Below are 12,691 nucleotides of genomic sequence, written 5' to 3'. Positions count from 1 at the left end.
ACATCTCTGGGCATTCTAAGCTCGGTGCAGTTTCTGCAGTTTGCAGCGTTTAATGTCCTGAGGCTGATGATGCAGGCAGACCTTTCGGCCTTCGACATTACAGGCGATTAAAGTCGCCAGCGGTTCAGGGGCGACAATAAGAATGTGTTTATCTTTCCGCCCATATTGTTTCATTAACTTGATGACACGTTTCACTGCTGCTTCAATTGGTTCGGCATTGGGAATGGCGACTTCCAGAGGCGCATCTTCCCAGTGACGGTAAACAGTTGGGTATTTGCGCTTCACTTCATCGACTTCTAAACCTTCCCAGATTCCCTGGCTGACATTCCGTAAAAGTTCAGAGGACTTAAAAGGGACATCCAGTTTTTCGGAGATGATTTCAGCAGTGCTATGAGAAGGTTCGTTAGGGCCTGAAAGAATCAGATCGATTTCCTGATCTGCCAGCGACTCGATCAAGGTTTCAACTTCTCGAAATCCACCCTCATTGAGAGGCAGGTTCAAAGAGCCTTGAACTCTGTGCTGGGAATCGTAATCGGTTTGTCCGGGACGAACCAGAAAGATTTTGCACATACACCAACCGTGAATTAGCGAAATAATTGCCTGGAACCTCTTCGTTCCTGACGGATACATTCAAATGCAATTTTGCATCGGAATCCAAACGGCACAGTCTATCGAGTTTTGATATTGATTTCAGCTAATAAACCCGAAACCGCCTCAGAATAATCGTCCTTATCGAAGATCGAACTTCCACAGACGAATAAATTTGCCCCATGCTGTGCACATTCCCCTATTGTGTCCAATGCGACGCCACCGTCAATAGAGAGAAACTGATCGTCTCGCAGTAACTCTTTGATGGCAGAGAGTTTATCTAATGCTACTGGCATGAATTTCTGTCCCCCAAAACCCGGATTTACGCTCATCACGAGCACCAGATCACAGGCTGAGATCCAAGGCTTGATTGCCTCGACAGGTGTATCGGGGTTTAGAACGAGGCCCGGAGAACACCCTGACGCTCGAATTTTTTCCAGCAATTCTCCCGGTTCAGGAACGGCTTCGATGTGAATGGTGATTGCATCGCATCCGGCGTTTACATAGTCCTGATAGTATTTTTCAGGATCGCTGATCATCAGATGAGCATCGAATGGTAAGTCGGTACATTTGCGAATCTTCTCAATGACGAGTGCTCCATAGGAGAGATTCGGAACGAAATGTCCATCCATCACATCCATGTGGAGCAGGGGGGCATTCGCTGCTTCGAGCCGAGCGATATCTGTATGCAAATTGGCAAAATCACACTTCAGCATTGAAGGGGCAATTAAAGGACGCTTACCCAGCAGAGATTTCATCCGAGCGTTCATTTTGAAAATCTTTATGAGAGCCGATAAAAAAGGAGCCGCACGCAAAAAAATGTGTGCGGCTGCGGATTTCTGTCAAATAATTACTTCTTGAGCTGATAGCACATCAGGCGATCCTGCTCACGCAGATAAAGTTTGCCATCGACAACCACGGGATGCGCCCAGCTTTTATCTTCCTGATAAACCGGCACAAACGTATTGACCACTTTGTAGTCAGTGGGAGTCGCTTCGATGATGGCCACAAGACCATCCTGATAGCGAAAAATGATTTTGCCATCAACATACAGAATAGCCGCTGAGCCTTTGCCTTCTCCGCGAAGCCCATCGCCACCCCAGACGATTTCTCCCGTATCGAACTTCAGGCAGGTTGGGAAGCCCTGGTTTTGATTGTGGCCGCCGAATAAATAACCATCCTGCAAAACCATTCCTCCGTGATGATTGTTGAATGTCCGTTTTTCAAGCCAGTAGACAGGATCCGCTGACACGCCGTCTCCATCCTTTTTCAAGTGGAGCAATACAGAACCACCACCACCGTAACTTGAGGTGGCAAACACGTAGTCACCTTGAGCAATTGAAGTCGGAATGTTGGCAACCTCGTTTGCGACCTGATTGTAACCCCAGAGAAATTTACCGTCTGAAGCCCGAACTCCAACAACGCCCCGCCCGATCAACTGCACGTATTGTTTGACGCCCGCTCCGTTAGAAACAACAATTGAAGAATAGCCAGCTCCATCTTTCCCTTCGGTTTTTTCCAACTCTGGTTCCGTAAATTCAGGGACAGCGGATCGCCAGACTTCGGAGCCGTCTTTTTTGTTCAGACAGACAATCATCGCTTCGTCACCACCGGGAGTGCAAAGGACATGATCACCATCGACCAATGGAGATTCTGAATATCCCCAGCCGGACATCATCTTGCCGTTCCATTCTGATTTAAAGTCTTTTTCCCAGACTTTCTTACCGGTATTGGCATCCAGACAGGCAATTTTTCCAGAAGAAGCCACAACATACAGTTTGCCATTGTCGTAAGTTGGAGTGCAGCGGGAACCGGGATAACTGTGTTCTGGATTTCCTTCGGTCAGAAAGGTTGTCCACATGATTGATCCTGTTGAGGCATCGGCTGCGATGACAGCTTGTCCATCTCCTTCGCCACCATCCACATTCCCGGTTGTGTAAAGTATCCCATCGACAATCGAGACACTGGCGTAACCACGCCCGAAACCTTCCGCATTAAAAACCAATTCAGGGCCATCATCGTCCCAGCTCCAGTCGAGATTAGTTTCCCCAGATTTGTCATCGTTGTTAGCCCCTCTCCAGCGTGGCCAATCTTCTGCCATTGCGGAAGCATCGATCAGACTGATGGCAACCATTGCAGTCAGTGAAAGACTGAGGAGTTGATTCATGGTGGGAGTTCCTTTGAACAATGAAATATTTGAGGTGGGTGGCAGTTCAGGAGTTATTCAAATTGATGCCAATCCCGATGCTGATTTAGAGCATGGTCAGACGGCATCGATTTCGCGAGCTTAATACGAATGTGCACGATAGCTGATTCTCTGCTGTTTCTCAATTCTGATGAGTCTAAACCCCGTTGCACATTATTCCTGAGTTTTGTCCGGCTTCTCGGTATCTGAAGGCGTTTCTTCTGACTCTTCTTTTTCTTGATGCTCCAGCGCCATTTCTTGCCCATGATTGATTGCCGGGTCGGTATGAGCGCTGGAGGGGATTTTTGGGCCATTTTCATATTGATTGAGTATGGATTCGAGATGCTTAGAGTCCATGACTTCCATTTCAATCAGGTCTCGTGTCATATGTTCCAGAATGTCCTTGTGCGTTTCCAACATACCAGTCACTTCTGCCAGGCAGGTATCGATAATCGATTTGACTTCCTGATCGATCTCACGAAGGGTGTCCTGAGAATGTTCGTAATCGACACTGCTTCCACTGCCTGCTAAAAACGGAGAACGCCTGGCCGTGGAATAATTGACCGTTCCCATTTTCGCGCTCATGCCGAATTCTGTCACCATACGTCGTGACATATCGGAAGCTCTTTCGAGGTCATTTTGCGCGCCTGTTGACTGTTCACTGTAAATTACACGTTCAGATGCCAGACCGCCCAACATCACGCAGATCCGATTTTCCAGTTCGGATTTTGTGACCAGATAACGATCATCGGTCGGTCTCTGCAGGATATATCCCAGCGCACCAAATCCGCGCGGGATAATTGAGATTTTGTGAACTGGATCGGTCTTTGGTAGACAGCAGGCGACCAGCGCGTGTCCGCATTCGTGGTACGCAACCCGTGTCCGTTCCTCATCACCAATAATTCGCGTGCTTTTTTCGAGACCAGCGACCACACGTTCGATTGCTTCTTCGAATTCCGCCATCGTCACATGTTTCTTATCGTTACGAGCGGCCAGCAAAGCGGCTTCGTTGGCCAGGTTGGCCAGATCTGCACCGGAAAAGCCGGGAGTCAGTTTCGCGAGCCGGCCCAGATTGACATCTTCTCCCATTTTGATGCGTGAGGCGTGAACTTTCAGAATCTGCTCGCGACCTTTGTAGTCTGGCTTGTCCACCAACACATGCCGATCGAATCGACCGGGACGCATTAAGGCAGGGTCGAGAGTTTCCGGACGGTTTGTGGCTCCCATGACGATGACTGAGGTTTCATTCGAAAACCCGTCCATTTCAACAAGCAATGCGTTGAGAGTTTGTTCACGCTCATCGTGTCCGCCCGGCATTCCGCTGCCGCGAGTTTTACCGAGTGCATCGAGTTCATCGATAAAGATAATGCTGGGTGAACGTTGAATCGCCTGCTGGAAAGTATCGCGAACGCGAGCCGCACCTACGCCGACGAACATCTCGACGAAGTCAGAACCGGAGAGTCCGTAAAACGGAACTCCCGCTTCCCCGGCTACCGCTCGAGCAAGCAATGTTTTTCCAGTTCCCGGAGGGCCGACAAGTAAAACTCCGCGGGGAATACGACCGCCTAAGGCTTGGTATTTGGCCGGCGTTTTCAGAAATTCGACGACTTCCCGCAGTTCACTCACCGCTTCATCAATTCCTGCCACATCGCCGAATGTTGTTTTGACATCGTCCTGCGAAACAAGTTTGCCGCGAGTTCTACCGAACGACATCGCTCCACCAGCTCCGCCCATGCGACGAAACATCATGATGAAGAACAGGATGAATAAGACGAGGAAAAGCAAATACAATAGCGATTCGATTTGAGCCGGCGGCGAGGAACCATCGTAATCGATTTCGTTGGCTTTGAGCGTTTCTTTCACACCCGCGAGCGTTTCAGAAGGAATCCCGACGATATTAATTCGATATTTCAGCAGGCTTTTTGTGTCAGCCGTTTTGGCATCATCTTTGGCTGATTCTTCAGATTCTGTTTCACTGGTTCCGTCTTCATCTGGAACATCTGCAGCAGGCTTAGAATCATCTACACTGGCAGCCTGATTTTTTCCCAGAGCAGCAGCATCTGCTTTGGAAAGATTCTGAAACGTGACCGATGTTATGCCAAAAACCAGTTCGTGGACATTGTCTTTATTGAACTCGCCGGAATCGAGCTTGCGTTCAAATTCGCTGAGCTTGATCTTCTTAACCTGAGTATCATTTGTAATATAAGTGAACACAGCAGCGAGGAGCACACCGCCGATCAGCAGCAACCAGAAGGAAACACTGGATGGCTTTTTCTCTTTCTTACGCGAAGACCCTTCCTCAGGCGGTTCTGGATTCTCATTGGATCCGTATGGTGGTTTACTCATATGTGCTTACCTGAAAACCTTCTAATACGCTATCTCAACGGCATCACGCCGGGATTCAATATTTATTTAATGAGAGAATGAACGGCTGGCAATCCGACCGCTCAACGTCCAATGTTTCACCTGATGATACTAGGATTCGAATAGAAACCAGTCAAACCAGTCAAAGAAGAACAATTGTGCGAATATTGTACCGTAGAACCTGAAAATCTGGTTCGATGAATTCGAATCAGATCAATTCACAGCATTCGCGGAGTGAATGTGATGCATTCGATTGAAATTCTGAATTCAATTTATCTTCAGTGTATTAATGATGGGAATAAATTCAGTTCTCCTTTCCAGTTGCGTATTATTTGCCTTTGCATCAACTCCTGCTACCTCATCGGTTCCATCAACATCCCCAACGCCTGCCCATGCGATTATAGTTCAGTATGATTACACGTTTCATGATGCAACCGGTCGCATGTGCGGAATTTTTAAAACAGATTCTTCTTCCTTATTTTTTTCCGATCAATGGGGTTACTGTCTTGGAGGTTCGATTCAGTTTTTTAGCAGTCCCTTCACAATGGTCATTTCAACGATCATGGTATCAATGATAATACTTTCATTGGCTGCTTTTGCGATCTGGATATTCAAAAAGCACCAGACCAGCAGAGTAAATAGAGATTGAATCATCACTCACGGGGTCAATTCATTTCCCCTGAATGACTTTTCAACGCTTTTCAACACAACCTAATTGTCACAGTCCCCTAATTTTTTCAGCTGGCAGGCGCGGTGGTCCGGAGCAGACTGGTTTCATCTCGATCCTCCCCGGCATTTATTTCATTTCTCACTCCCCGCACTGATGAGATTGCTGGATTCAACCGGATTACATGCCATTCCCAGCACCATTTCAGCCTCAGGCAAAATCCGTTTGGCTGGATCCAGAGTGCCCTCAATAAGACGGGCTGGTTTCCCCGAAATCGGCTCTATACGCGATTGCATAATCACGAAAAACTCGGGAAAAAACAGCTGAGCAGTTGGGCCGTGATGGTGGTTGAAAGCTTTCTCGTGATTCTGCTTTCCCCGATTGCCGTTGGATTGAGTATCTTAGCAGCGATTTTTCGGAAGGGTGCGACGATTCACATGGTGGCAATCCGCCGTTCTCAATCAGGTCATGAAGCCTGATTGGGAATCTTGATAAGTAGCGAAATCAAGGGTCTGATATTATTTCAGTTTCTCAAGATAAGATTGAATTTCTTTATCCTGAGAATGTACTAGTTTATTTGATTCTTAAAGTAACCTTCTTGAATTCCAGTGTGTCCTAATATCATACTACTCAAGTTCATGACCACTTGGGTCGGGCGGTGACAATTCGATTGCGATTCTCCAATCGCAACTGCGTCGAGGCCGATTATCCATGGCTCCAGCGACATAAAAATTATACTTTGTTAATTTTGACGGTCGATTTGAACCTTTGAAGCCGAAACGAAATTTTGTCTTTGCAAAATATTGATCATTCAATGGATTCAGTGTGATGTCAATTTCAAATGGTTCTATTATAGAACCAGACTCATTTCCTAGCATCCAGACTGATCCAAGGAGCTTGAAGCAGTTTGGCTTATTCGAGGAATGATGTATCTCAAGTTCTTTGATTCCATCAGTGAACCAGTCGCCAGTTAATTTTGGCAAATAGCTGTAACATTCATAAATATAATATTCAAGGTTACTGGCAATCTCGTATCGGACTGTGCAATCTTCTTCAAATAACTCTTCATGATTTGCACGCCATTGACGCAAATTCTTGATCAACCGTGTTTCGACTGGAATATATTTTCTTCGGGATGGGGTGTAATCGTCGCAGGTACTTTCCTCAATAAATTAAAAGTGCAAGTTGTTTACGGACGACGAGCGGTCTAAATCAACTTCTCATCCGCCGAAGTCTTCCGCGATTTTTTCGGCTCTTGCCAGTGTTGGCGGTTATCGGTCAGGATACCCTGACGCATCGCGCAGTTGAGACAGACTTTTTCGCTGCCTCTGGTCACATAAAGTTCACCGGTCTGCAGTAGATGAAAATGTTCTTCGCCCGGGTTGCGATAGTAGCAGTATTCTTTGACGGCATTCGGTTTAACGACTGCCTCCCACCCATCATTATGCGGCACATACAGACGCATGTCCCGTGTCAGTTCGTGAGATACGAAATCCATAATCCGATCCGTTCTGGTAGAATAATCAAAAAGTCTACTAATTGAGAATAGTCTGAAGAGAGCAAATCGCAAGGTTAATCAGAGTTTATCGGCTTCATTCTTGCGGCATATCACATTTTGAAGTGGAACCGCGGATGAACACGGATAATCACGGATGCAAAAAAATCTGCGTTTATCCGTGTGAATCTGCGGTTCTGAAAATCAGATTCCTACGGAGATATTTGTCCATCGGATTGAAAACAGAGGATGATTTATTATCCAGATTTGACTATCATTTGGCTCACAGCATATTATCCGCCGTTGCTCGATGAATAATGAATATGCAGATCTCTTCAGGATGGAGTGGGACGAGATGGAGTCAGGACGACCAGATGCACGCTTTGCACAGACCGATTTTAACTCAGGTTCCGCTCCCGAATTTCCTGTCAGTGTCAATCGTTCTGAATTCTTCGGGGGCGATCAAAATGATCCAAGCCCTTTGGGCAAAGCGATTTCTGCGACGGCTCAGTTTCTGAAAGAGCGACAGCACGCCGAAGGATTCTGGGTAGCCGAGTTGGAAGGGGATACGATTCTCGAGTCGGAGTACATTCTCCTGCTGGCTTATTTAGGCGAAGAAAACTCAGAGTCTGCCAAAGCCGCAGCCGCGTATATTGTGGAGCAGCAATGTTCGCATGATGGCTGGGCGTTGTTTCCAAATGGGCCATTGGAAATCAGTGCATCAGTCAAAGCGTACTGGGCATTGAAAATTACCGGGCATGCTCCCGAAGCCGAATACATGCAGCGTGCTCGCGAGGCAATTCTGGCAGCGGGCGGGGCGGAGAAGGTCAACAGTTTTACGCGATATTATATGGCTCTACTCGGTTTGATCAGCTATCACCAGTGCCCGGCTGTGCCGCCTGAACTGGTGCTTTTGCCTCGCTGGACCCGGCTGTCCATTTACGATATGTCGGCCTGGTCGCGAACGATTTTAATGCCCCTGAGTTTGCTGTGGGCCTACAAGCCCCATCGGGATTTGCCGGAAGAGCAGCAGATTGAAGAACTGTTCATCAAGTCGGCCCGCAAGCTTCCCATCTGTAATGATGTGACGGAGAAAGTCGACGATCTTTCTTACCGCTCGCGGATTCCGTGGGCGTGGATGTTTCGTCAATTTGATCGTGGTTACAAACTGATTGAACGATGTGGCGGACCACCGCTGCGAAATAAATCGATTCGAATCGCGGCTGGCTGGATTCTGGAGCGATTGCAGAACAGCGATGGACTCGGAGCGATTTTTCCGCCGATTGTCTGGTCGCTGGTCGCTCTGAAATCGCTGGGATTCGAAGACGATTCCTATGAAGTTGTCACAACGCGGCAACAACTGGATGCTCTGATTCTCCAGGGCAAAAATGCTCAGGGAGAAAAGACGGTTCGATTGCAGCCTTGCAAATCTCCCGTGTGGGATACCTCGATTGCGACATTGGCATTGGCAGAAACTGGTCAGGCTGATTGTAAAGAAGCAGTCGCGGCTAGTTCGAAGTGGATGCGGGCTCAGGAAATCCGTTCTTATGGCGACTGGAGTATTACGCATCGCGATGTGGAGCCGGGGGGGTGGTGCTTTGAATTCAACAACGAGTTTTATCCCGATGTCGATGATACCGCGATGGTTTTGATGGCACTTTTAAAAAGCTTGCCCGATGATTTACATGCCGACTGGCTGGCGGAATTGGTTCCTCAGTCGGAGCGGAGTCTGGAAAAACGACTTTCAACTATAGTGTCTGGAAAGTCTGAGCACTGGCAATCGGCAATGAGTGATGTCTCTCGTCTGCAGCCGAGTCTGGATGCGTTTCGCCGCGGAGTGCAGTGGTTACTGGCGATGCAATCAAAAAACGGGGGATGGGGAGCGTTCGATTCCAATAATGATTTTGAACTGTTAACCCGCGTTCCCTTTGCCGATCATAATGCGATGATCGATCCGCCCACGCCCGATATTACCGCTCGTGTTCTGGAAGCACTGGCGATGTTAGGTGTGAATTCCCAGCACGAGGCGATTCAAAAGGCGTTGACTTTTTTGTGGGAACATCAGGAAGAGGACGGAAGCTGGCCCGGGCGATGGGGAGTGAATTACATATATGGGACCTGGCAGGTTGTTGTCGGTTTGATTGCTGTTGGGATCTCTCCTGAAGATGCCCGCATCCAGAAGTCAATTTGCTGGCTGAAAGCTCGTCAACAAGCTAATGGCGGCTGGGGCGAGACCCCTGAATCTTATGACAGGCCAGAATTAAAAGGGACAGGGGTCGAGACACCTTCACAAACAGCCTGGGCAATTCTGGCTCTGGTTGCTGCTGGGGAATCGCATTCGACGGCTGTTTCCGATGCTGTCCGTTATTTGATCGAGACTCAACAAGCCGACGGGTCGTGGAATGAGACTGAATTTACCGGGACAGGATTTCCCAAGGTGTTCTATCTGCGTTACCATTATTACAGGATTTATTTTCCACTGTTGGCATTGGCGAGATATCGTCAAGCGGCTCGCATAACGACACCGTCTTGAGATGAAGTTAATCGAGGGAGAAGCAATGAACAGGATGCCAGGACGACTGGGAACATTGGTCGCCCGCGATGTGATGTCGACCGAAGTTCTCGTTCTTCCAGAAGAGACGACTCTGGTCGATGCCGTTGAGATGCTTAAAGAACATAAGCATTCTGGTGCTCCGGTCGTTAACAGCAGGGGACATCTGGTCGGCACGTTTTCATTGCGAAATTTAACCGGTGTCAAACGGAATCAAACCGGAGGGGAGAATCAGAAAGAGGTCTCTGGTGTCGAATCGGGTATCATCTCTGCAGCTGCTCTCGAAAAACTAATGAAAACCTCGGCTGCACAGGAACGAGTAGTCGATCGCATGACAGAAAATGCTCCTTCTGTTACCGAGAATGCCACATTAATCGATGTCGCTCGACTGATGTGCGACTTTCACACACACCGTATTCCCGTAACGAACTCGCGAAGTGTGCTGACGGGAATTATCACCACGATGGACATCCTGGCTGCCTTGGTCCATACGGCGGATGAGTTAACCGAGTGAGGATCGGGCGAAAAGGCCAGTGTTAAGCTGCCAGAGGGGAGTGGAATAATGATTTACCTACACACTGCTGAACACTGGCCACGTTAGAAGTTCGAATCGACCTTAACTTTAATCTCTTATACCGATGTGAGTGGTTGGGATTCTTGTAGCTGTTGGCTTTGCATAGTTTCGACCCCAAAAATTTTTGACATGGCACTGCGAGCAATCTCACGTTTTTCTGCTTCGCCATCGAGGTTGCTCTTCCATAATGAGGGGTCAACGAACAGCAACTCGGCTACTGGCAATTGCTCCTGAATGGCTAATTGTTCTATGAAGAGAAGTTCTTCTGCAGTCAGTCCCAGTTCCTGGGCGAGTGTTTGCAGCAGCGAGGCATTATTCTGCGAATCGGCTGGTGAATCGGAAGAGCGGATTTTCTCCAGCAATGTAATGATCAGTCCAACGATCAAGACGATGGCAATAAATCCTGCCAGGATCAGCACAAAATTGGTTGAGCCATAGCCTCTACTATGACGCGAAATATCCGATAAGTCGGCGAGTATTGTCAGGGCCATTATGAGCGTTCCTTTACAGTCGCGTCGACATCTGGAGACTGTTCTTCCGAGAGTGCTTGAACAATATTTTCGATGGCAGCCACAGCCGCTTCCCGAACACGTGGGCTGGGATCGTCGTGCAGAGATTGGAGTGTTGCCAGAATTTGTCGGGTCGGAACATCAGCCAGGATTTCTACAACGACTCTTCGTATTATGGAATCGTTATCGAGCAATAATTCCAGTAGTGCGTGAGATAATTCCTTTTGAAGTTGCATGAAATGAATCGCCTGAGCAGTTCGCAGGCGGCGGGACCGGACGGGATTGGCCAGTTCCCGGCTCAGTTCCTGAATGGCAAGGGGATTAATTTTCAGTAATAACTCTGCCAGTTTCGGTCCGATAGAGGGTTTGGCTGATTCACAAAACTCGATCGCACGCTGTACATCGAAACGCCCCAGGATGTCCCGCACCTGATTCACGACTTCTTCGTGAGGACTATCCAGTCGATTGACGAGCAGCCGATATTTGTTGGTCAGATTCGAATCGCGAACTTGAGTCACTCCCCAGGCTTCGGTTTCGGAATCATCGGAATCGAGAGCTGTCAGAACGCAGGCATCGTACTCTTCCTGCTTCATTAACCCCTGAAATTCTAAAGCCGCCTTTCTGGCGGGAATGGCTGCATGGAGGAAGATACTATGCGCAAATGACTTTTTGATTGGTGCGTTGAATGACATCAGTTGGATCAGTTGAACGATCTGAGGATGGAGTTCTGGAGGCATCGTTTTCCAGAATTCCTCTGTTGCCTGTAACCAAATCAACCCATTGAGTTGCCGATAATTTCGCTCCTGATGAACAGAGGGGCGCATCGGTGTCGCACGAATCATCTGGAGCTGGAATTCAATGTCTTGTCGTGTAGAGATGATATCCAGCATTTTCGGTGAAACATACTTCACATTCAAAGCCGAAGTCAAAAAAACCAGTACGCCTGGGTGTCGGGATTCTTGCAAAACATCCCATGCGATCGCCTGGATTTCGTTAGAAGAATCTTTGAGTAACATGCGTGCGATGGCATTATCACCATGAGCGAGAATCAAAATCGATTCCACGATTACATGCGGACGATGTGAGAGTTCATGGGTGGATAATTCTGTCCAAAACTGTTGGATGGCTAACTCGCAAGATTGCTGATAGGCAATCTGTTTCTCATTTTTTGCCTGTGCCGTATTTTCGCTGAGCGAATCGACCAGTCGCGAGAGCACTTGCTCGCAGCGATCAGCCGTTTCCCCTGTCGCTTTGCGAAGCAGTTGCAACAGAATGGGGATTTCCTCATACAATTGAGCCGATTCAACAGTATCTAAAGCACGCAGAACGACAGCGCTGTCACCATGTAAGAGACAGTGCCTGAGTGGAACCGCGATATCATGATTTTGCGAACTGAGTAACGCGACGACATCCGGCGATAATTTCTGGATATTTTTGATGATCTCAATTTTGCCGAGTGAACTTCCACTTCTCAATATCATCCGAGCCGCAGTATCGCGAATGGCAGGGATATCAACCTGCAATGCATGAACCAGAGCAGCCATCGCATTGGCAGAATGCGAACGCTCCAGCGTTTTCATCGTTCGTTCGATAAGTTCATTATGATTCATATCAGCTTTCGCTTCCACAATTCTTTTCGAAATGATCAGCTTTCCAACGACTGATGAGGTCCTGAGAATTGTCTTATTCTCTGCACATGCAAACAGACTCGCATGCGTGATGCGAGTCTGTTCTTAACGAGGCTTCCGTGCCTTATGC

At 48.0% G+C, this 12,691-nt stretch carries 10 protein-coding genes; 3 read left to right on the top strand and 7 right to left on the bottom strand.

Going from position 1 to position 12,691, the window contains the following annotated elements; all coding sequences use genetic code 11:
* Positions 1–15 precede the first annotated feature (15 nt).
* The 3 genes from Pan54_RS13560 to Pan54_RS13550 form a co-directional block, all read right to left on the bottom strand.
* Positions 16–570: a histidine phosphatase family protein gene (locus Pan54_RS13560; protein ID WP_165441771.1), complete on the bottom strand. Its 555-nt coding sequence runs from the start codon at positions 568–570 to the stop codon at positions 16–18.
* A gap of 98 nt (positions 571–668) precedes the next feature.
* The gene (rpe, locus tag Pan54_RS13555) at positions 669–1,346 is read right to left on the bottom strand and encodes a ribulose-phosphate 3-epimerase (RefSeq protein WP_242631319.1); all 678 of its coding nucleotides are present in this window, start codon (positions 1,344–1,346) and stop codon (positions 669–671) included.
* Between the two features lie 92 nt (positions 1,347–1,438).
* Complete coding sequence (locus tag Pan54_RS13550) at positions 1,439–2,755, bottom strand: PQQ-binding-like beta-propeller repeat protein (RefSeq protein ID WP_146503987.1); 1,317 nt, start codon at positions 2,753–2,755, stop codon at positions 1,439–1,441.
* Here Pan54_RS13550 and Pan54_RS26575 point away from each other — a divergent pair.
* Positions 2,754–2,879, top strand: coding sequence for a hypothetical protein (locus Pan54_RS26575; protein WP_261343180.1), 126 nt, complete (start codon positions 2,754–2,756; stop codon positions 2,877–2,879). The two genes, Pan54_RS13550 and Pan54_RS26575, sit on opposite strands and share 2 nt — an antisense overlap.
* Before the next feature lie 68 nt (positions 2,880–2,947).
* Here Pan54_RS26575 and ftsH read toward each other — a convergent pair whose 3' ends face one another.
* Together ftsH and Pan54_RS13535 are read right to left on the bottom strand one after the other, a co-directional pair.
* Positions 2,948–5,119 carry an ATP-dependent zinc metalloprotease FtsH gene (gene ftsH / locus Pan54_RS13545; protein WP_146503986.1) on the bottom strand — a complete coding sequence of 724 codons (2,172 nt, stop codon included), beginning with the start codon at positions 5,117–5,119 and terminating at the stop codon, positions 2,948–2,950.
* A 1,892-nt stretch (positions 5,120–7,011) separates the two neighbouring features.
* Entirely contained in the window at positions 7,012–7,302 is a 291-nt protein-coding gene (locus tag Pan54_RS13535) for a hypothetical protein (RefSeq protein WP_146503985.1), read from the bottom strand.
* Between the two features lie 352 nt (positions 7,303–7,654).
* Here Pan54_RS13535 and Pan54_RS13530 point away from each other — a divergent pair, with 352 nt between their 5' ends.
* Together Pan54_RS13530 and Pan54_RS13525 are read left to right on the top strand one after the other, a co-directional pair.
* The gene (locus tag Pan54_RS13530; RefSeq protein WP_146503984.1) at positions 7,655–9,832 is read left to right on the top strand and encodes a terpene cyclase/mutase family protein; all 2,178 of its coding nucleotides are present in this window, start codon (positions 7,655–7,657) and stop codon (positions 9,830–9,832) included.
* Between the two features lie 25 nt (positions 9,833–9,857).
* Positions 9,858–10,364: a CBS domain-containing protein gene (locus tag Pan54_RS13525; protein WP_165441770.1), complete on the top strand. Its 507-nt coding sequence runs from the start codon at positions 9,858–9,860 to the stop codon at positions 10,362–10,364.
* A gap of 116 nt (positions 10,365–10,480) precedes the next feature.
* On the opposite strand, the gene Pan54_RS13520 is transcribed toward Pan54_RS13525, so the two are convergent.
* Together Pan54_RS13520 and Pan54_RS13515 are read right to left on the bottom strand one after the other, a co-directional pair.
* Positions 10,481–10,915, bottom strand: coding sequence for a hypothetical protein (locus tag Pan54_RS13520; RefSeq protein WP_146503982.1), 435 nt, complete (start codon positions 10,913–10,915; stop codon positions 10,481–10,483).
* Complete coding sequence (locus tag Pan54_RS13515) at positions 10,915–12,543, bottom strand: HEAT repeat domain-containing protein (protein WP_146503981.1); 1,629 nt, start codon at positions 12,541–12,543, stop codon at positions 10,915–10,917. Before Pan54_RS13515 ends, Pan54_RS13520 begins: the two co-directional genes overlap by 1 nt.
* Positions 12,544–12,691 lie beyond the last annotated feature (148 nt).

The organism is Rubinisphaera italica (genome assembly GCF_007859715.1).
Classification (GTDB): Bacteria; Planctomycetota; Planctomycetia; order Planctomycetales; family Planctomycetaceae; genus Rubinisphaera; species Rubinisphaera italica.
Note: the sequence above shows the minus strand (reverse complement) of the source record. Positions and strands in the feature narration are given on the sequence as shown.